Annotated in this window: 16 protein-coding genes; 11 read left to right on the top strand and 5 right to left on the bottom strand. The window is 63.9% G+C overall.

The genetic code is table 11. From position 1 onward, the window contains the following. Window positions 1-81 precede the first annotated feature (81 nt). Complete coding sequence (locus ACYCFC_RS14325; protein WP_181083738.1) at window positions 82-1,827, bottom strand: potassium/proton antiporter; 1,746 nt, start codon at window positions 1,825-1,827, stop codon at window positions 82-84. A gap of 272 nt (window positions 1,828-2,099) precedes the next feature. On the opposite strand from ACYCFC_RS14325, the gene fni reads away from it, so the two are divergent. Beyond that, window positions 2,100-3,152: a type 2 isopentenyl-diphosphate Delta-isomerase gene (fni, locus tag ACYCFC_RS14320; protein WP_459652016.1), complete on the top strand. Its 1,053-nt coding sequence runs from the start codon at window positions 2,100-2,102 to the stop codon at window positions 3,150-3,152. A 259-nt stretch (window positions 3,153-3,411) separates the two neighbouring features. Here the strand turns inward: fni and ACYCFC_RS14315 are convergent, their stop codons facing one another. Both ACYCFC_RS14315 and ACYCFC_RS14310 read right to left on the bottom strand, forming a co-directional pair. Next, the gene (locus tag ACYCFC_RS14315) at window positions 3,412-5,469 is read right to left on the bottom strand and encodes a methyl-accepting chemotaxis protein (RefSeq protein ID WP_459652015.1); all 2,058 of its coding nucleotides are present in this window, start codon (window positions 5,467-5,469) and stop codon (window positions 3,412-3,414) included. Window positions 5,470-5,979: 510 nt separating this feature from the next. Next, window positions 5,980-7,023 carry an NAD(P)H-dependent flavin oxidoreductase gene (locus tag ACYCFC_RS14310; protein WP_181083744.1) on the bottom strand — a complete coding sequence of 348 codons (1,044 nt, stop codon included), beginning with the start codon at window positions 7,021-7,023 and terminating at the stop codon, window positions 5,980-5,982. A 401-nt stretch (window positions 7,024-7,424) separates the two neighbouring features. Between ACYCFC_RS14310 and ACYCFC_RS14305 the strand changes: the two genes are divergently transcribed. Continuing rightward, complete coding sequence (locus ACYCFC_RS14305; RefSeq protein WP_181083746.1) at window positions 7,425-8,267, top strand: 23S rRNA (adenine(2030)-N(6))-methyltransferase RlmJ; 843 nt, start codon at window positions 7,425-7,427, stop codon at window positions 8,265-8,267. A gap of 116 nt (window positions 8,268-8,383) precedes the next feature. Here the strand turns inward: ACYCFC_RS14305 and ACYCFC_RS14300 are convergent, their stop codons facing one another. Together ACYCFC_RS14300 and ACYCFC_RS14295 are read right to left on the bottom strand one after the other, a co-directional pair. After that, window positions 8,384-9,358 carry a serine/threonine protein kinase gene (locus ACYCFC_RS14300; RefSeq protein ID WP_181083748.1) on the bottom strand — a complete coding sequence of 325 codons (975 nt, stop codon included), beginning with the start codon at window positions 9,356-9,358 and terminating at the stop codon, window positions 8,384-8,386. Between the two features lie 86 nt (window positions 9,359-9,444). Continuing rightward, window positions 9,445-10,152, bottom strand: coding sequence for a ComF family protein (locus ACYCFC_RS14295; protein WP_181083750.1), 708 nt, complete (start codon window positions 10,150-10,152; stop codon window positions 9,445-9,447). Window positions 10,153-10,236: 84 nt separating this feature from the next. On the opposite strand from ACYCFC_RS14295, the gene bioB reads away from it, so the two are divergent. The 9 genes from bioB to ACYCFC_RS14250 all read left to right on the top strand — a co-directional run bounded on the left by bioB (window position 10,237) and on the right by ACYCFC_RS14250 (window position 20,599). Beyond that, window positions 10,237-11,292 carry a biotin synthase BioB gene (gene bioB / locus ACYCFC_RS14290; RefSeq protein ID WP_181083752.1) on the top strand — a complete coding sequence of 352 codons (1,056 nt, stop codon included), beginning with the start codon at window positions 10,237-10,239 and terminating at the stop codon, window positions 11,290-11,292. A gap of 87 nt (window positions 11,293-11,379) precedes the next feature. Next, window positions 11,380-12,561, top strand: coding sequence for an 8-amino-7-oxononanoate synthase (gene bioF / locus ACYCFC_RS14285; protein ID WP_459652014.1), 1,182 nt, complete (start codon window positions 11,380-11,382; stop codon window positions 12,559-12,561). After that, entirely contained in the window at window positions 12,554-13,276 is a 723-nt protein-coding gene (locus ACYCFC_RS14280) for an alpha/beta fold hydrolase (protein WP_181083756.1), read from the top strand. Before bioF ends, ACYCFC_RS14280 begins: the two co-directional genes overlap by 8 nt. Then, on the top strand, window positions 13,273-14,076 hold the full coding sequence (gene bioC, locus ACYCFC_RS14275) for a malonyl-ACP O-methyltransferase BioC (RefSeq protein ID WP_459652013.1): 804 nt from the start codon (window positions 13,273-13,275) through the stop codon (window positions 14,074-14,076). Before ACYCFC_RS14280 ends, bioC begins: the two co-directional genes overlap by 4 nt. 1 nt (window position 14,077) lies before the next feature. Continuing rightward, window positions 14,078-14,758 carry a dethiobiotin synthase gene (gene bioD / locus ACYCFC_RS14270; protein WP_459652012.1) on the top strand — a complete coding sequence of 227 codons (681 nt, stop codon included), beginning with the start codon at window positions 14,078-14,080 and terminating at the stop codon, window positions 14,756-14,758. 105 nt (window positions 14,759-14,863) lie between these two features. Beyond that, window positions 14,864-15,118, top strand: coding sequence for a hypothetical protein (locus ACYCFC_RS14265; protein ID WP_181083762.1), 255 nt, complete (start codon window positions 14,864-14,866; stop codon window positions 15,116-15,118). A 241-nt stretch (window positions 15,119-15,359) separates the two neighbouring features. Continuing rightward, entirely contained in the window at window positions 15,360-17,165 is a 1,806-nt protein-coding gene (locus tag ACYCFC_RS14260; RefSeq protein ID WP_181083764.1) for a phenylacyl-CoA dehydrogenase, read from the top strand. Window positions 17,166-17,379: 214 nt separating this feature from the next. Next, on the top strand, window positions 17,380-18,681 hold the full coding sequence (locus ACYCFC_RS14255; RefSeq protein ID WP_459652011.1) for a GGDEF domain-containing protein: 1,302 nt from the start codon (window positions 17,380-17,382) through the stop codon (window positions 18,679-18,681). A gap of 139 nt (window positions 18,682-18,820) precedes the next feature. After that, window positions 18,821-20,599, top strand: coding sequence for an acyl-CoA dehydrogenase C-terminal domain-containing protein (locus ACYCFC_RS14250; RefSeq protein WP_459652010.1), 1,779 nt, complete (start codon window positions 18,821-18,823; stop codon window positions 20,597-20,599). Window positions 20,600-20,703 lie beyond the last annotated feature (104 nt).

The following is a 20,703-nucleotide window of genomic DNA, read 5'->3' as shown; positions in this document are numbered from 1 at the left end:
CTGAACGAGCGCTGAGTCTACGGGCTGCGAATCAGGAGTGCGAGCCCGGGGACCTCAGTGTTCCGTGCATGCGACTGAAGGTCAGAACATCAGCTGCGGACCGGGCTTTTCCGCTTCGGGGAAGCGCAGGCCGACCTTGAGTACATCGTCGCCATCCATCTCGGCAATGGTCCAGATCAGCCCGTTCCATTCCACCTGGTCACCGACGACGGTGTGTTTGCTGATCTTGTCAGAGATGAACTGGCCAATGGGTTGATTGCCATCCACATCGCCAAGCTTGAGGCCGTAAAGCATTGCAACGGCGCCCAGTTCGGCGTCGCCTTCGAGAATGAAATCACCGAAGAAACGCATGTCCCGGCCACGTTGCGGCGCCTGACTGAACAGCTTGCCGAGCGCCGGTAGGTCGTCTTCGTGGCCGATGACGCAGAGGATGTCGTTTTCCTGCAGCCGGGTACTGCCGGACGGGTGGAGCAGGGCGTGACCACGAAACAGGGCGGCGATGCGCGTGCCCGGAGGCATCTTCAGTTCGCGAAGTGCCGCGCCGATGCACCATTTCTTTGTGGTCAGACGATAGATGAAAAGCTCCCACTGGCTGGTGGTATGCACCTGTATGCCGGTGCGAGAGATCGGCGCGGGTGACGGCGGTACTTCGACCTTGGCCTTTTTTGCCGCCCAGCCGAGGGTTGTGCCCTGCAACAGCAGTGAGACCAGCACGATGAAGAAGGCGACATTGAAAAACAGCTGGGCATTGTCGAGGCCGGCCACCAGCGGGAATACCGCCAGAATCACCGGGACCGCGCCACGCAGGCCGATCCAGGAAATGAACAGCCGCTCGCGCAGTTTGAAGCTCTTGAAGGGCAACAGGCCGACGAACACCGACAGCGGGCGCGCGATGAGGATCATCCACAGCGACAGGAGCAGGGCGGGAATGGCGATCGGCAGTAGTTCGCTGGGCGTCAGCAGCAGGCCAAGCACCAGAAACATCCCGATCTGGCTGAGCCAGGCCAGGCCATCGAACATGTGCAGAATGCCGTGACGGTTGCGAATTGGCCGGTTGCCCAGCATCAGGCCGCAGACATACACGGCGATGATGCCGCTGCCGCCCACCGCGCCGGACAAGGCGAAGATCATGATGCCGCCGCTGACCGCCAGCAGGGGATAGAGGCCATCGGCTACGGAGAGGCGATTGATCAGCAGCAGCAGCAGCCAGCCACCCGCCAGGCCGAGCACGATGCCGATACCGAATTGCTGGATCAGGCTGACCAGCACGGTCCAGCTGAATGAGGTCTGCCCCGAGGCAATCATGCTGATCAGGGTGACGGTGAGGAACATCGCCATCGGGTCGTTGCTGCCCGATTCGATCTCAAGGGTCGGGCCGACACGTTCGTTCAGGCCCTTGCCGTTGAGCAGGTTGAACACGACCGCAGCGTCCGTGGAACCAACGATGGCACCGATCAGCAGACCTTCAATCAGGCGCAGGTCGAACAGCCAGGTGGCGGCGACGCCGGTCAGGCCCGCGGTGATCGCCACGCCGAAGGTAGCCAGTGACATTGATGGCCAGAGCGCGACGCGGAAGGTGGCCTTGCGTGTTCGCATGCCGCCGTCGAGCAGAATAATCGCCAGCGCCAGGTTGCTGATGATAAAGGCGAGGCGGTAATCCTCGAAGACGATGCCGCCGATGCCGTCGACTCCGGCCAGCATGCCGACGCCGAGAAAGATGACCAGAATCGGTACGCCCAGACGCGCAGACAGGGAGCTCATCAGGATACTGGCAGCAACCAACAGGGCACCGACTAAAAAAAGGTGGTTGAGGTTGCCGACGTCCAAATGCTGCCTCCGGAAAAAATAAGGTTTCCCGGCAACTTATGCACGGGACATGCCAGCGATTCTAACCCGATGATTTGACGGGCTGTCAAAAAAAATGCCTCTTGGGCAAGAGGCATTCATGCGCGTCAGTAAATCAGAACCAGGCAGCCGTTCAGCGTTGGATGCCTGCCTCGCCTACGTTCTTCAAAGGCCTGTTAACAGGCCTTTGGCCCTTTGTCAGGGAACTTCTGGCATCCTGCGTGCGCTCCAAACTGACAAGGGGGAAGCAGCGCATGAACGAAACCGAACTGACGACGCGCAAGAACCAGCATCTGGATATCGTCCTGGCGTCGCAGCGCACCAAAGCGGTTGTCGGCAGTGGTTTCGAACGCCTGCACTTCGAGCATTGCGCGCTGCCGGAGCTGGACCTGGCGGCGGTGGACCTTTCCACCTCCCTGTTGGGCAAGCCGCTGGCCGCGCCGCTGCTGATCAGCTCGATGACCGGTGGGGCGAAGCGGGCCGAAGCGATCAATCATCACCTTGCCGAGGCCGCCGAAGAGTTGGGCATTGCCCTGGCGGTGGGCTCGCAGCGGGTTGCACTGGAGCGGGGCGGCGACGGCACCGGTTTGACGCGCGAACTGCGACGTCTGGCGCCGAGCGTGCCGCTGCTCGGCAATATCGGAGCGGCGCAGCTGGTGCGGGGCTATGGCGTGGATCAGGCGCGCCGGGCACTGGAAATGATCGGGGGCGATGCGTTGATCATCCACCTGAACCCGCTGCAGGAGGCCGTACAGGATCGTGGCGACCGCGACTGGCGCGGCGTGCTGAGTGCCATCGAGCGCCTGGCTGCCGTTCTGGAGGCGCCACTGGTGGTCAAGGAGGTCGGTTCGGGATTGTCGGCGCGGGTTGCCCGGCAACTGCTGGATGCCGGCGTTGCGGTGCTGGATGTGGCCGGTGCCGGGGGCACCAACTGGGCGGCGGTCGAGAGCGAGCGTGCCGCCAATGCTCAGCAGCGTGCCGTGTCCGAAGCCTTCGCAAACTGGGGGATTCCCACCGCGCAAGCCATCGCCGAAGTACGTCGGGCCTGCCCGGATGCAGTGGTGATCGGCTCTGGCGGCATCCGCGACGGCATCGATGCGGCCAAGGCGATCCGTCTCGGCGCCAACCTGGTCGGCCAGGCCGCCGCCGTGCTGGAAAGCGCGCTGATCTCCAGCGAGGCGGTGGTGGAGCACTTTCGCATATTGATCGAGCAGTTGCGCATCGTCTGCTTCTGCACCGGCTCGGCGAACCTGGCCGAGCTGGCGCGGGCGCCCTTGCTGTGCGCTACGAATTGTAGGTCGGATTAGCCAAAGGCGTAATCCGACGATGCGGGGCGTAATCCTGCGGATGAGCTCGAGCCCGCTCGTCGGGTCGGTGAAGCGTGCCCCGACCTACACCAGACCGTAGCCTGGATTAGCCGAAGGCGTAATCCGGGTTTCCGAAGGCGTAATCCGACGATGGGGAGCGTAATTCCTGCGGATGACCTCGAGCCTGCACGTCGTGTCGATAGCGCGTGCCCCGACCTACGAGAAACAGCGCCGTACATCACCTGTGCGGCTCGTGACCCTAGGCCGCCTGCACGCGGAACTGCCCCACCAGTTGCTTCAAGCGCAACATGCTCTGCCTGATTTCCTCCACGGCGCTGACCGTCTCGCTGGCCGCCCTGGTGCTTTCCTCGGCGATAAGCTCGATCTCGGAGATGCTGCGGTCCATGTCGATGGCAACGCTGCTCTGCTCTTCGGCGGCGGTGGCGATCTGTGCCGTCATCTGGTTGATGGTTTCGGCGGATGAAACGATGCGCAGCAGGGCGCTGCCGGACTCCCTGGTCAGGGCGACACTGGCATCGGCCTCCTGCTGGCTGCGCTCCATCGTCTCGACCGCCTGGTGCGCCTGGTCCTGTAGCAGGCTGATCATGGCGTTGATTTCCTCGGTGGACTGGCCAACCCGCGTGGCCAGGCTGCGCACCTCATCGGCGACCACCGCGAAACCGCGCCCATGTTCGCCGGCGCGAGCGGCTTCGATGGCGGCATTGAGTGCCAGCAGGTTGGTTTGCTCGGCGACGCTGTTGATTACTTTGAGGATCACGCTGATCTGGCTGCTGTCCGTCTGCAGGTTGCGTATGGTCTGGGCCGCCTGGCCGATTTCGTGCGCCAGCTGATCGATACTGTTGGCGGTGTTCTGCACCACGTCACGACCGCTGCGGGCCTGGATGTCGGTTTCCTGGGTGGCTTGCGCCGCCAGGCTGGTATTGCCCGCCACCTCCTGCACCACGGCGGCGATTTCAGTCATGGCAGTGGCCACCTGGGCGATGGCGTCGCGTTGGCGGCTGACGCCCATTTCGGTCTGCGTGGCGGCGGTCGCAACCTGTTCGGTGCCGCTGCTGACCGTAGCGGCGGCTTCATTCACCGCCTCGATAATGTTGCCGAAGCGTTCCAGCATGGTGTTGTAGGCGCGCCCGAGCTGAGCCAGCTCGTCACGCCCGGCCTCGTCCAGGCGCAGGCTGAGATCGTTGTCGCGTTCGACCTGCTGAATGGAGGCTACCGACAGTTGCAGGCGAGTGCAGATCGTCCTGACCAGCACAAACAATGCGGCAGTGATCAGCAGCACCCCCGCACTCATGACGATGGACACCCAGAAGCCGCGCAGGGCTTCATCGTTGGCCTGGGCCGCATCGGTCGCCGCGCTGCCGCTGATGACCTGGCCGAAGGCGAGCAGGCTGTCGATGGCCGTCGTGGCAGCCTCCAGCCACTGTCGGTCGGTAAGTGGATAGTTGCCCGTGGTGCCAGCGGCGTAGACCTGGCTGCGCACGCTCTCGAAGTCGGCGATAAAGCTCTCGTGCAGCCTTTTCCAGGCATCGGCAATCGCCGGGTTCGCCTCGCTGCCCAGGGACGGCAGTCCGACTTCCTTGAGGTACGTCAGCTGCGCATCGACCACGTTGCGGTTGCTCAGCAGGCTTTCACGCGCTGCTGCATCCAGTGGCTGGCGGCTGGCAATGATCACGGCCAGTTGTGCGCGCTCGCGCCCGGCGTATTCGGATGCCAGCCAGATCGACTGTTTGAGCTCGGTGTTCTTGAAGGCGGCGCTGGCGAGTGCGCTGTCGGGGAGAAAAGCATCGTTGCGCAATCGCGCGCCTGCCGAGATCAGTGCGGACATGGCGCCGACCCAGTGGGCGGCCTCCATGGCATTGCCGGTATCGAGCCGCTGGCGAAGGGTGTGGATGTTCTCCTGATTGCGCCGGACGTTGGCGATGCTCTGTGTGAGTTGTTGCACGGCCCACCCGCTGTCGACCAACTCGTCGGCCAGTTCGAGCGCTCGCGACATCGCCGCATCGCCTTTTTGGCGAGCCTCACGGATCTGCGCCAATGAGGCCTGGCTGCGCCCGACAGCTGCGACGCTGCCCAGCAAGCCTGTCGTGAATCCGCGCTCTTTCGCCTGTTCGGCGGCGGCTTCCAGCAGGTTGTCCGACATCAGGTTGGCGGTCTGATAGGCCTGCGCCTGTTGCGCCTGCGGCCAGTAGACGAACGCCAGCTGCCAGAGGATGACGACCAATAGCAGCGTCGAAATGAACAGGATCGGGATGATCAGCGAAACGCGCAGCGGAAGTTGCCGGATGATGTTTGCCATGCTCAATGTTCCACTGTCCTTGTTTTGTTTATGGGGCTTCTTCACGGCCATGTCCCTGTTGCGTGTTGCTGGAGCACTCCCACAGAAGGTTCGTCGCATCTGGTAGGCCGGGTCATGTTTCACCGACCCGACAGACGACCGGCCAGATGCGTTACATGCTGCTGTCAGGCATGGACTGTCGTACGCCTTTGGATTGTCGGATTACGCCTTCGGCTAATTCGACCTACAACAGCCTGCACCTCGGATATCGCGTCTGAAGCCGTTGCCACAAGGGGCACTCCTCACGGACCGCAACACGTCACTGGACATGGTTTATCTAGAGGCGCTGCACACCTCATCATGAGGTACCCGAATAGTTTGGGCCTTTGATGAGGCGAGCAGCCCTTCGGCTCGCTGTTGGCGAGCCGAGGACAACATTGATCAGGCGATGGCTATATGCCTTGATGATGATCAAGTCTGGCTGCTCTGGCCTGGCAGGCCTGCTCGTTGGCTGAACAGGACGCGCCGCTGTCAGCCCGTCCAGCCAGCGGCCAGCTCACGGGTCAGCTGCGCCGCCGGGATTTCGCGACAGCCGCTGGCGTTCTGCCCGGCCCACAGCGGTGTGCAGTGATCCAGGTCGAGGCTTTCCGTCTTTTGTCGCAGCGCGCCGATGGCGTTGCCAGCCAATGGGAAGTCCGGCACGCCGTCGGGCAGTGGGCCGAGTTCGTGCATGATCCGGTTGAAAATGCCGCGTGCCGGGCGCCCGGTGAACAGTGTGGTCAGTGCCGTGTGCCGGGCGCGCGGGCTTTTCAGCGCGGCGCGATGCAGGGCACTGGTGCGGCTTTCCGGGCACAGCAGGTAGGCGGTGCCGGGCTGTACGCCGGCGGCGCCCAGCGCCTGGGCCGCGGCGACACCCTTGGCATCGGCGATGCCGCCGGCGGCGACTACCGGCACATCGAGGGCTTCGACCAGTTGCGGCAGCAGGGCGAAGGTGCCGAGCTGGGTGGTCAGATCCTCGTTGAGGAAGATGCCGCGATGGCCGCCGGCTTCCAGTCCCTGGGCGATCACCAGATCGACGCCGTGCTGCTGCAGCCAGAGGCCTTCCTCCAGAGTGGTGGCGCTGGAGGCGATCTTCGCCCCGGTGGCGCGGGCACGTTGCAGCAACTCGGTTGACGGCAGGCCGAAATGGAAGCTGATCAGGGCCGGGCGATGACGCTCCAGTACTTCGGCCATTGACGCATCGAATGGCTGGCGGGTCGGGCCACCGGGAATGCTGGCCGGGTCGATGCCGAACTCTGCGAACCAGGACGCCAGCAGTTCGTGCCAGGTCTCGATACGCGCCGGGTCGCTGGCTGGCGTCTGGTGGCAGAAGAAGTTGACGTTGTAGGGGCGGTCGGTCAGCGCCTCGATGGCACTCAGTTCGCTTTCCAGTGCCTGGGCATCGAGCATGCCCGCCGGAATCGAGCCCAGGCCGCCGGCTTCGCATACCGCGGCGGCCAGCAGATGGTTCTGCGCCCCCGCCATGGGCGCCTGGATGATGGGAAGTTCGGTGCCGAGTAGATCGCACAGGCTCATGGGGTAGCTCCGTTCATGGTTTAGGGAACGCTCACTGTAGTTCGCAGCACCCATGAGGGACACGTTATTGGTCATGTTCGTCCTGCACAGTGCCGGGCGGCACGGTAAACTGCGCGGTTCCTAGGGTCTGTTGCCGTTTCGTTCGCGACCGCGCCGGAGCCTGTTTTGGCGCGAGGCAAGGCACGAGGAGTGTGGTTTGGTTGTTCCAAATAAACGACGAGAAACGCCGCATCGCGTCAAAACAGGCCCGGCCCTTCGGGTTGCGCGGCAAATGTCGCCAGGCGGCGTTGCGGGACTTGGCAAGGGAACAACCATTGCCTGCGTCCCGCGCCTTGCCTGGCGACATTTGGCGCAGCAACGCGGTTTGCGATGAAACGGCAACAGACCCTAAGGAGCGCCCGATGAACTACCGCCACGCCTTCCACGCCGGCAACCATGCCGATGTGTTCAAACACCTGGTCCTGAGCCGGATATTCGCCCTGCTGTCGCGCAAGGAGACGCCGTTCGCCTACCTCGACAGTCATGCCGGCATCGGCCTCTACGACCTGGCGGGCGATCAGGCCAGCCGTACCGGCGAGTGGTTGCAGGGTATCGAGCGCATCTGGCGGGCCGATGCGCGTCCTGCGCTGCTCGACGACTACCTCGGCGTGATCCGCTCGCTCAATCCCGACGGTACGCTGCGCTATTACCCCGGCTCGCCCGAGCTGGCGCGGCAGCTGACGCGCCAGCAGGATCGTCTGCAGCTCAACGAAAAGCATCCCGAGGATGGTCGTCTGCTCAAGGACAATATGGCTGACGAGCGCGTCGCGGTACACCTGGGCGAAGGCTGGCACGTGCCGCGGGCGCTGATGCCGACGCGGGAAAAGCGCGTGGTGCTGCTGATCGATCCGCCGTTCGAGCAGGCCGACGAGCTCAGCCGCTGCGTGACGGCGCTCAAGGAGGCGCTGGGTCGCATGCGCCAGACCATTGGTGTGATCTGGTATCCGATCAAGGACGAGCGCCAGCTCAAACGCTTCTACCAGGAGCTGTCGCGTAGCGGCGCGCCGAAGCTGCTGCGCGCCGAACTGTTCGTCCATCCCACCGACGAATCCCTGCGCCTCAACGGCTCGGGCCTGGCCATCGCCAACCCGCCGTGGGGGCTGGAAGACGAGTTGCGCGAACTGCTGCCCTGGCTGGCCGAGCAACTGGCGCAGAGCGAAGGCGGCTGGCGGCTGGATTGGCTGATCGAAGAAAAACAGTCGTAGACCCGTAGGGCGGTCAGGTTTTTCGTAGGTCGAATTAGCCGAAGGCGTAATCCGACGAGCAGATGCCGCAAAAATCCTATGTCTCGTTCGTCCGCCGCAAGTCGTTAGCCTCGCCTTCAGAACAGCTTCAACGGCTCCTCCTGCAACGCCGATATCTGTTCGCGCAATATCAGCACCTGGTCGCCCCAGTAGCGTTCGCTGCCGAACCAGGGAAAGCTCATCGGAAAAGCCGGATCGTCCCAGCGGCGGGCCAGCCAGGCGCTGTAGTGCAGCAGGCGCAGGGCGCGCAGGGCTTCGATCAGCGGCAGTTCGCGCGGGGCGAAGTCGTGGAATTCGTTGTAACCCTCGACCAGCTCCGAGAGCTGCCCGAGGCGCTCGTGACGCTCGCCGGCGAGCATCATCCAGATGTCCTGCACCGAAGGCCCCATGCGGCAGTCATCCAGATCGACCAGATAAAAGGCGTCGTCGCGGGCGAGGATATTGCCGGGGTGGCAGTCGCCATGCAGGCGGATCGGCTGGAAGTCGGTTTGTGCAAACACATCGTCGACCCGCTTGAGCAGATCACGCGCCACGGACTCGTAAGCCGGCAGCAGGCTCTTCGGGATGAAGCCGCCGTCCAGCAGGGTCGCCAGCGAGTCGTGGCCGAAGCTCTGCGCGTCGAGGGTCTGCCGGTGCTCGAAGGTGCGGCTGGCGCTGACCGCATGCATGCGCCCGAGCAGCTGTCCCAGGCGATAGAGCTGGTCGAGGTTGCCCGGCTCGGGCGCGCGACCGCCACGCCGGGGGAACAGCGCGAAGCGAAAGCCGGCATGCTCGAACAGGGTTTTGCCGTCACGCGCCAGCGGCGCCACCACCGGGATTTCCCGCTCGGCCAGTTCAAGGCTGAACCGATGCTCTTCGGCAATGGCTTCGTCGCTCCAGCGTCCAGGGCGGTAGAACTTGGCGATCAGCGGGGTTTCGTCCTCGATGCCCACCTGGTAAACGCGATTTTCGTAACTGTTCAGCGCCAGCACGCGCGCATCGCTGATATAGCCGGCACTTTCCACGGCATCGAGCACAAGGTCCGGCGTGAGTGTGTCGAAGGGATGGCTCATGGTCGGCTCCGCGAATGGGCCGATCAGTGTATTGCACCGGGGCTTTTAAACAACCGGCGCTCAGCCGCCTTGAGTTTGCAGTTCAGTCAGTCACCCGGTTTGGGCGTGCGCGCAAGGCAGTAGATATCCACCCGTGCTGCGCCGGCTCGTTTCAGCAGCCGCGCCAGCGCTTCGGCGGTGGCGCCGGTGGTGAGCACGTCATCGATGATGGCGAAATGCTGATCGCGCAGCGGTTGTTCGTCAGGCAGGGCAAAGGCGCGGCGCAGGTTGCTGTGTCGGGCCGCGGCGTCCAGTTGCTGTTGGGGCGGCGTGTCCTGGATGCGCAGCAGAAGGTCGTTGCGCACCGTAATCTTCAGCGCGGGGCTTAGCCAGTCGGCCAGCATCGCTGCCTGGTTGAAGCCGCGCTGGCGCAGCCGTTTGCGCGCCAGAGGCACCGGCAGCAGTGCGCTCGGGCGCGGCAGGCCTTCGTCGAAGAGATGTAAGAGGTGCTGCGCCAGTTGCTCGGCCAGCAGCCGCCCGAACGGCCAACGCGACTGGTGCTTGAAGCGGGTAATCAGGCTGTCTATGGGGAAGTCGAAGCGCCAGGGGGCGACCACATGATCGAATGCGGGCGGGCGCTTCAGGCACTGGCCGCAGGTCATGCCGGCGGCGGGTAGCGGCAGTGCGCAGATTGAGCATTGCCCGCCGAGCCACGGCAGATCGGCTTCGCAGGCGTCACACAGCGAATGGGCGTCTTCGCAGCGGTCATCGCAGAGTGGGCAGTAGTGTTCGATTCTTAACCAGTTGTAAACCATGATTCCTTTCCTGGTTGACAGTGTCTTCGGCTTGGCTAACCATTTCGCATCCGTGCCAAGAACCCTATTTACAAGGAATGCCCCATGAGCGCCACTGCCGCTTGCGCCACCCGCCACGACTGGAGCCTCGCCGAGGTCAGGGCGCTCTTCGAGCAACCCTTCAACGATCTGCTGTTTCAGGCGCAAGGCGTGCATCGCCGGCACTTCGACGCCAACCGTGTGCAGGTGTCCACCCTGCTGTCGATCAAGACCGGCGCCTGCCCGGAAGACTGCAAGTACTGCCCGCAGTCCGGCCACTACAACACCGGCCTGGACAAGGAAAAGCTGATGGAGGTGCAGAAGGTGCTGGAGGCGGCGGCTGAAGCCAAGGCCATCGGCTCGACGCGCTTCTGCATGGGCGCGGCCTGGAAGCATCCGTCCGCCAAGGACATGCCCTACGTGCTGAAGATGGTCGAAGGCGTGAAGGCCCTGGGCCTGGAAACCTGCATGACCCTGGGCAAGCTCGATCAGGAGCAGACGCGCGCGCTGGCCGCCGCCGGGCTCGACTACTACAACCACAACCTCGATACCTCGCCGGAGTTCTACGGCAACATCATCACCACGCGCACCTATGGCGATCGCCTGGAGACGCTGAGCTACGTGCGCGATGCGGGGATGAAGATCTGCTCCGGCGGCATCCTCGGCATGGGCGAGTCACTGGACGACCGCGCCGGCCTGCTGATCCAACTGGCCAACCTGCCGGAGCATCCCGAGTCGGTGCCGATCAACATGCTGGTCAAGGTGAAGGGCACGCCGCTGGCCGAAGAGCAGGACGTCGACCCCTTCGACTTCATTCGCATGCTCGCCGTGGCGCGGATCATGATGCCCAAGTCCCACGTGCGCCTGTCCGCCGGTCGCGAGCAGATGAACGAGCAGATGCAGGCCCTGGCCTTCCTCGCCGGCGCCAATTCGATCTTCTACGGCGAGAAACTACTGACCACCGGCAACCCGCAGGCCGACAAGGACATGCTGCTGTTCAAGCGCCTGGGCATCCAGCCCGAAGCGCGTGAAGAGCACGACGATGAAGTGCATCAGGCCGCTATCGAGCAGGCGCTGATGGAGCAGCGCGATTCGAAGCTGTTCTATAACGCTGCACTATAAAAAGCCGCTGAAGGCTTGAGGCTGAAGGCTGGACGAGAGGGTTCTTTCGTCCAGCCTCTAGCGTCCAGCCGCTTTTATCGAGCCTTTATGCCTTTCGATCTCGCTTCCCGCCTCGCCGCCCGCCGTGCCGAGCACCTCTATCGCCAGCGCCCGTTGCTGCAAAGCCCGCAGATGCCCGAGGTGGTGGTCGATGGCGAGCGGCTGCTGGCCTTCTGTTCCAACGACTACCTGGGCCTGGCCAATCACCCCGAAGTGATCCATGCGATGCGCCAGGGGGCCGAACGCTGGGGTGTCGGTGGCGGTGCCTCGCATCTGGTGATCGGCCATGGCACGCCACATCATGAATTGGAGGAGGCGCTGGCCGAGTTTACCGGCAGGCCGCGCGCGTTGCTGTTTTCCACCGGCTATATGGCCAACCTCGCCGCCGTCACGGCGCTGGTCGGGCAGGGCGATACGGTGCTGGAAGACCGCATCAACCATGCCTCGCTGCTGGATGCCGGGCTGCTCAGCGGCGCGCGCTTCTCGCGCTATCTGCACAACGATGCGACGAGCCTGGCCAAGCGCCTGGAGAAGGCCTGTGGCAATACGCTGGTGGTCACCGATGGCGTATTCAGCATGGACGGCGACCTGGCCGATCTGCCGGCGATCTGCGCCGAAGCGAAGCAGCGCAACGCCTGGGTGATGGTCGATGACGCCCATGGCTTCGGCCCGTTGGGCGCGACCGGTGGCGGTATCGTCGAGCATTTTGGCTTGGGCCTCGACGAGGTGCCGGTACTGGTCGGCACCCTGGGCAAGGCCTTCGGCACGGCAGGTGCCTTCGTCGCCGGCAGCGAGGAGCTGATCGAGACGCTGATCCAGTTCGCCCGCCCCTATATCTATACCACCAGCCAGCCGCCGGCTGTCGCTTGCGCAACGCTGAAAAGCCTGGAGTTGCTGCGCAGCGAACACTGGCGTCGTGAACACCTGAACCGGCTGATCGCGCGCTTCCGCCAGGGCGCCGCCGATATCGGTCTGACCCTGATGGACAGCTCGACGCCGATCCAGCCAATCCTGATCGGCAGCAGCGAGCGCGCCCTGGCATTGTCCGCTGCGCTCAGGGCGCGTGGCATCCTGGTCGGCGCGATTCGTCCGCCAACGGTACCGGCCGGCAGTGCGCGACTGCGTGTCACCTTCAGTGCGTCGCATGGCGAGGCGCAGGTGGAACATCTGCTGGAAGTCCTGGCCGAATGCTGGAATCGATTGGCCGAGGAGCCTGAAGCACATGCGTGATCAGCTGATTCTGTTGCCCGGCTGGGCGTTCGGCGCGGCGGCGTTGCAGCCGTTGTGCGAGGCGCTGAGCCAGCAGGCGCCGAACCTTGAGGTAAGCATCGAAGCATTGCCGGAACTGGCCGAGGCCGACGCCTGGCTGGATGAGCTGGATCGCCGCCTGCCGCGCGATGCCTGGCTCGCCGGCTGGTCGCTGGGCGGCATGTTGGCGACCGGGTTGGCGTCGCGGCGCGTCGATGTCTGCCCAGGTCTCATTACCATCGCCAGCAATCCCTGTTTCCGTGCCCGCCCACAATGGCCTGAGGCGATGGCGGCGGATATCTTCGATGCCTTCCAGGAAGCCTTCCGGCTCGATCCCGAGCAAACCCTGAAGCGCTTTCGCTCGCTGTGCAGCCGTGGCGCCTTCGATGCGCGCACCCTGGCCCGGCAGCTGCAGGTCAGTCAGTTGCAACTGCCGGTGGTGATGCTGGATGCGGGCCTGCAACTGCTGGCGCAACTGGATGGCCGCGAGGCGCTGCATGGTTACTTCGGGCCGCAATTGCACATATTCGCCGGAGACGATGCGCTGGTGCCGGTGGCCGCTGCCGGGGCGCTACGCAACTGGCTACCCGGCGCCCGCATAGACGTGCTGGAAAAGGCCAGCCATGCCCTGCCGCTGGAGCAGGCTGATGAACTGGCAGTGCTGGTGGCAGGCTTTATCCAGGAGCACCGTGGATGAACGCTGCCGCCGACTCCGCTGCGCTGCCGGACAAGCGCCGCGTCGCCGCGTCGTTTTCCCGCGCCGCCGCCAGCTATGACGCCGTGGCCGAGTTGCAGCGTGCGGTCGGCCAAAGCCTGATCGATCGCCTGCCGGATGGTCTGCAGCCGGCGCGCTGGCTCGACCTGGGCTGTGGTACCGGTTATTTCTCTCGTCGTCTGGCTCAGGGCTTTCCCCAAGGCGAAGGCATGGCGCTGGATATTGCCGAAGGCATGTTGCGTCACGCCAGGCCGCAGGGGGGCGCCAGTGCTTTCGTCGCCGGCGATGCCGAATGCCTGCCGCTGCGCGATGGGTGCGTCGACCTGATCTTCTCCAGCCTGGCCCTGCAGTGGTGTGAGAATTTTGCGGCAGTGCTGGACGAGGCCGCGCGTGTGCTGCGCTCCGGCGGCATCTTCGCCTTCAGCAGCCTGTGCAGCGGCACCCTGCAGGAGCTGCGCGACAGCTGGCAGGCGGTGGACGGCTTCGCCCACGTCAATCGCTTCCGCACGCGCGACACCTACCGGCGGCTGTGTGCCGACAGCGGCCTGCAACTGTCCGGCATCGAGGTGCAGCCGCAGGTGCTGCATTTCGCCGAACTGCGCCAGCTGACCCACGAACTCAAGGCGCTGGGCGCACACAACCTCAACCCTGGCCGTCCTGGCGGGCTCACCGGCCCGGCGCGGATTCGCGCGCTGATCGCGGCCTACGAACAATTCCGCACGCCATCCGGGCTGCCGGCCACCTATCAGGTGGTGTATGGCGTGCTGCGCAAGGAATCCTGACATGGCTGCGGCCTTCTTCGTCACCGGCACCGATACCGAGGTCGGCAAGACCACCATCGCCGCCGGCCTGCTGCATGCGGCGCGGCAGGCAGGGTTCAGCACGGCTGCGGCGAAGCCGGTGGCCTCCGGCTGTGAGCGCACGGACGGAGGGCTGCGCAACAGCGACGCGCTGGCGTTGTTGGCCGAATGCACGCTGCCGATGCGCTACGAGGCGGTCAATCCCTTCGCCTTCGAACCGGCCATCGCACCGCACCTGGCTGCCCGTGAGGCCGGTATCGAGCTGAGCGCCGCCCGTCTGGCCGAACCGGTTCGGCGGATGCTGGCGCTGCAGGCGGACTTCTCTCTGGTTGAAGGCGCGGGTGGCTGGCGCGTACCCCTGGCGGGCCGCGAGAATCTGTCCGACCTGGCGCTGCTGCTGGGGCTGCCGGTGATCCTGGTGGTGGGCGTGCGCCTGGGCTGCATCAACCATGCGCAGCTCAGCATGGAGGCCATCGAACGCGACGGCCTGCGCCTGGCCGGCTGGGTCGCCAATATCGTCGATCCGGCGACGCCGCGGCTGGAAGAGAACCTCGCGACCCTGGCCGAACGGCTCCAGGCGCCGTGCCTGGGGCGGGTGCCGCGTTTGCCGGTAGCCAATGCGGCTGAGGTCGCGCGCTCGCTCGATCTGCGGCTGCTGCGCTGATCGGCCTGGTGCGGCATAACCACCCGCGTGTTATAACCAGGTGTCACTAGCGGCAGAGCGCTGTCTCTGCTTCAATGATGGCCAGCTGATTGCGGGAGCAGCCTCATGGAAATCAACAGCCTTATCTCGTCCGGTCTCGGTGCTTTTCAGGCCGGGCAGCAGCGTATCGACCAGGCCGGTGCGACGATTGCCGGTGCCAGCCTGCCTGTCGCCGACACGTCCCAAGCCTTGAATGAAGTGGCCGAGCTGACCGAGCAACTCGTTCAGATGAAAGTCGGCGAGCACGCGGCCAACGCCGGTGTGCGGATGATCCAGAGTGCCGACGAGGTACTCGGAACCCTGATCAATACCACCGCCTGAATCGCCGGCCTTCCAGGCCGGCTGGCAAGCGCCCGTCCGCGGCACCCTTGCTCTTTCTTTGCAAAACCAAAAGGATGCCGATTACGGTGTTCCGATCACGGCTTGACATCGTTCAGGCCGAAACGTATGTTTCAAACGCCTGTTTGATCTGGTGTGTGCTGTCGCCGGTCACTATTCAAACCAACGATTGAGCATTCAATCGTCACTTGTTCAAAAAGAACCCACCGCTGAGGTTTACGCTATGCCCGACTACAAGGCCCCCTTGCGCGATATCCGCTTCGTACGTGACGAGCTGCTCGGTTACGAGGCGCATTACCAGAGCCTGCCGGGTTGTGAAGACGCCACCCCGGACATGGTCAACGCCATCCTCGATGAAGGCGCCAAGTTCTGTGAGCAGGTGCTGGCGCCGCTCAATCGTGTCGGCGACATGGAAGGCTGCACTTGGAGCGAGTCCGGTGTGAAGACGCCGACCGGCTTCAAGGAAGCCTACCAGCAGTTCGTCGAAGGCGGCTGGCCAAGCCTGGCCCACGATGTCGAGCACGGCGGCCAGGGCCTGCCGGAATCCCTCGGCATGGCCATCAGCGAGATGATCGGTGAAGCGAACTGGTCCTGGGGCATGTACCCCGGCCTGTCCCACGGGGCCATGAATACCCTGCACGCCCACGGCACGCCCGAGCAGCAGCAGACCTACCTGACCAAGCTGGTAACCGGCGAGTGGACCGGCACCATGTGCCTGACCGAGCCGCATTGCGGCACCGACCTGGGCATGCTGCGTACCAAGGCCGAACCTCAGGCGGACGGCAGCTACAAGGTCAGCGGCACCAAGATATTCATTTCCGCGGGCGAGCACGACATGGCCGAGAACATCGTCCATATCGTCCTGGCCCGCCTGCCCGATGCGCCGGAAGGCACCAAGGGCATTTCGCTGTTCATCGTGCCGAAGTTCATGCCGGGCGCGGACGGCGGCGTTGGCGAGCGCAACGGTGTGTCCTGCGGTTCGCTGGAACACAAGATGGGCATTCACGGCAACTCCACCTGCGTGATGAACTTCGACAGCGCCACGGGTTTTCTGATCGGCCCGCCGAACAAAGGCCTGAACTGCATGTTCACCTTCATGAACACCGCGCGTCTGGGAACCGCCCTGCAGGGCCTGGCCCATGCCGAGATCGGTTTCCAGGGTGGCATCAGGTACGCTCGCGAGCGTCTGCAGATGCGCTCGCTGACCGGCCCGAAAGCGCCTGAGAAAGCTGCTGACCCGATCATCGTGCACCCGGATGTGCGCCGCATGCTGCTGACCATGAAGGCCTTCGCCGAAGGCAACCGCGCGATGCTCTACTTCGCCGCCAAGCAGGTCGACATCACTCAGCGCAGCCAGGACGAGGAGCAGCGCAAGGCCGCCGACGCCATGCTGGCCTTCCTCACCCCGATCGCCAAGGCGTTCATGACCGAAGTGGGCTTCGAGGCCGCCAACCACGGCGTGCAGGTCTACGGTGGCCACGGCTTCATCGCCGAGTGGGGCATGGAGCAGAACGTGCGCGACAGCCGTATCTCCTGCCTGTACGAAGGTACGACCGGCATCCAGGCGCTCGACCTGTTGGGCCGCAAGGTGCTGATGACCCAGGGTGAAGCGCTCAAGGGCTTCACCAAGGTGGTGCACAAGTTCTGCCAGGCCAACGAAGGCAACGAGTCGATCAAGCAGTTCATCGAGCCGCTGGCCAGGCTGAACAAGGAATGGGGCGACCTGACCATGAAGGTCGGCATGGCTGCCATGAAGAACCGCGAGGAAGTCGGTGCCGCTTCGGTGGACTACCTGATGTACTGCGGTTATGCCTGCCTGGCCTATTTCTGGGCGGACATGGCGCGTCTGGCCTCCGAGAAGATCGCAGCCGGCGAAGACACCGACGGCTTCTACACTGCCAAGGTGCAGACGGCGCGCTTCTACTTCCAGCGCATCCTGCCACGCACCCGCGCGCATGTTGAAACCATGCTCTCCGGTGCCGACAACCTGATGGACATGGACGAAGCTCATTTCGAGCTGGGCTATTAAGCTGCCGTGACCAAGGCCGCTGCTTCGGCAGCGGGCCGGGGTTGATGACAGAACCTCGCTCCCCGGAGCGGGGTTTTGTCTTTTCTGGAGACAGGGTTGTGAGTGATTTCGGCGGAAATAGCCTCTGGAATCGCAGTTTTTCTTGCGGTGGGATGAATGAGTGGTCGCGTGCTGGCAAAATGCCTGACCCTTATGCTCAACCTTCGGGATCTTCGTGCCTCGTCTGTCCGCTGTGCGCTTCAGTCATTTCTACTCGCCGCTGGCTTTGCTGGTGGGTGGGCTGGTGGCTGCACGGCAACCGAGCCTCAACGAATTCTTCACTTCGCTGTTCAACGTATTGCCGACCGTGCTCCTGCTGCTGGGCGCGGCGTTCTGCATCGCCTATGGGCGGATGCGTGAGGCCTTTCTGCTGCTGGTCGTGTATCTGGTCTATTTTCTGCTCGATACCCAGGCAGATCACTACCGGGCAACAGGCGCCGTGCTGCCGGAGGCTGCGCTGACTTTTCATCTGTGCTGCGTACTGTTACCGGTGTTCTATGGTCTGTATGGCGCATGGCAGGAACGGAGCCAGCTGCTGCAGGAGGGGAGCGCGCGGCTGGCCGTACTGCTCGTGGTGTGTGTGGTCGCGCTGGCGCTGGCGCGGCGGTTTCCCGAAGGGCTGCTGGCCTGGTTGACCGAGGTACGCTGGCCGTTTCTGCATGCCGACTGGCTCAACTTGATCCAGCTGGCCTATCCGCTGTTTCTGCTGGCCTTCGTGGTGCTGGTGGTGCAGTACGTCCGGCAGCCGAGACCGGTGCATGCGGCACAGTTCATTGCGTTGGTCGGCTTGCTGCTGATGCTGCCGCAGGTCTTCAGTCAGCCCGGTGCGCTGAACGTGCTGAGCAGCCAGGTGATGCTGATCCTGGTGGTATCGATTGCCCAGGAAGCCTACCAGATGGCGTTCCGCGACGAGCTCACCGGCCTGCCGGGCCGGCGGGCCTTGAACGAACGGCTGCAGCGACTCGGGCGGCAATACGTCATCGCCATGGCCGATGTGGATCACTTCAAGGCTTTCAACGATACCCATGGCCACGATGTCGGCGATCAGGTGTTGCGGCTGGTGGCGAGCCGGCTGCGCAAGATCGGTGGTGGTGGTCGTGCTTACCGGTATGGCGGCGAGGAGTTCACCCTGGTGTTCCCTGGCCGCGATCTGCAGGACTGTCTGCCGCACCTCGAAGCTGTGCGTCAGGCGGTGGAAGGATACGTCATTCAGCTGCGCGACAAGGCCAGCCGACCCAAGGATGCGCAGCAGGGCAAGCGTCGGCGTGGCAGCGGCAGCCGTGATCAGGTTTCGGTAACCATCAGCATCGGTGTGGCCGAGCGCCTGCCGATACAACGCAGCCCGGAGGATGTGATCAAGGCTGCGGACCAGGCGCTCTACAGCGCCAAGAGTGCCGGGCGCAACTGCGTGCGAGCCTACGGCCAGAACCGCCGCGGTGCGGTACGCACGCGGCTGCAACCAGCAGCCGATGCCTAGCGTCTCCCGGTCTGTATTCGCCGATATGGCAGAACTGAATGGTCATAAAAAGACGCTTCGGGCGCCTGTTGGCGTCCGTTAGACTCGCAACAACCTGCGGCCAACCGGCCGGGTGACATGTTTTCTGCGAGGTCTCTCCATGGCTGACTACAAAGCACCGCTGCGCGACATGCGTTTCGTCCTGAATGAAGTATTCGATGCGCCGGCACTCTGGCAAAGCCTGCCGGCGCTGGCCGAAGTGGTCGATGCACAAACCGCCGACGCCATTCTCGAAGAAGCCGGCAAGATCACCGGCAACACCATCGCACCGCTCAACCGCAGCGGCGATGAAGAAGGCTGCCACTGGGACGAGGGTGCGGTCAGTACGCCTGCCGGTTATCGTGAAGCCTATCGCCTGTACGCCGAAGGCGGCTGGGTGGGCGTCGGTGGCGATCCGGCTTACGGCGGCATGGGCATGCCCAAGGCGATCTCTGCTCAGGTCGAAGAGATGATGAATTCGGCCAGCCTGGCCTTCGGTCTCTATCCGATGCTGACCTCCGGTGCCTGCCTGTCCATCTACGCCCATGCCAGCGAAGCGCTCAAGCAGAAGTACCTGCCGAACATGTACAGCGGCGCCTGGGCCGGATCGATGTGCCTGACCGAACCCCATGCCGGCACCGACCTGGGCATCATCCGCACCAAGGCCGAACCCCAGGGCGATGGCGCCTACAAGATCAGCGGCACCAAGATCTTCATCACCGGCGGCGAACACGATCTGACCGAGAACATCATTCATCTGGTGCTGGCCAAACTGCCCGATGCGCCGGCCGGCTCGCGCGGCATCTCGCTGTTCCTGGTGCCCAAGGTGATGGTCAATGACGACGGCTCGCTGGGCGAGCGCAACTCGCTTTCCTGCGGCTCCATCGAGCACAAGATGGGCATCCAGGCCTCGGCCACCTGCGTGATGAACTTCGACGGCGCCACCGGCTGGATGGTCGGTGAGCCCAACAAGGGTTTGGCGGCGATGTTCACCATGATGAACTACGAGCGCCTGGGCGTCGGCATCCAAGGCCTGGCGACCGGCGAGCGCTCCTACCAGAGCGCCATCGAATACGCCCGCGAGCGCATCCAGAGCCGTGCCCCGACCGGCGCAGTGGCGCCGGACAAGGCTGCCGATCCGATCATCGTGCATCCCGACGTGCGTCGCATGCTGCTGACCATGAAGGCGCTCAACGAAGGCGGTCGCGCGTTCTCCAGCTACGTCGCGTTGCAGCTGGATATCGCCAAGTTCAGCGAGGATGCCCAGGCGCGTCAGAGGGCTGAGTCCCTGGTGGCGCTGCTGACGCCGGTGGCCAAGGCCTTCCTTACCGATATGGGGCTGGAAACCACGATTCATGGCCAGCAGGTCTTCGGTGGTCACGGTTTCATTCGCGAGTGGGGTCAGGAGCAACTGGTACGTGACTGCCGCATCACCCAGATCTACGAAGGCACCAATGGCATCCAGGCGCTGGACCTGCTGGGGCGCAAGGTGGTTGGCAGTGGCGGCGAGCTGTATCGGGTCTTCGCTGACGAGATTCGCAGCTACTGTGCCTCGGCTGATGCGCAGCTGGCCGAGTTCGTCACGCCATTGAAAGCTGCCCTGGATACGCTCGACGAACTGACCGGCTTTGTCCTGGAGCGCGCGAAGAACGATCCCAACGAGATTGGCGCGGCTTCGGTCGAATACCTGCATGCCTTCGGCTACACGGCGTACGCCTACATGTGGGCGCGCATGGCCGCCACTGCTCTGAGCAAGGAAGAGCAGGACGATTTCTACGCGAGCAAGCTGGGCACGGCACGTTTCTACTTTGCCCGGTTGCTGCCGCGCATCGGGTCTCTCGGTGCCTCGGTCAGGGCCGGTAGCGATTCGTTGTACCTGCTCGATGTGACGCAGTTCTAGAAAGCGTCAAGGCACAATGAAATTAATGGGCCATCTTCGGGAACAACGCATCGCTGTATCAAGTCATAAAAAGGTGCCGTTTGTAGTCAATTGCTTACAGGATT

Source organism: Stutzerimonas sp. NM35 (assembly GCF_054604355.1).
The sequence above is the reverse complement of the archived record's forward strand: the minus strand, read 5'-3'. Positions and strand labels throughout refer to the sequence as shown.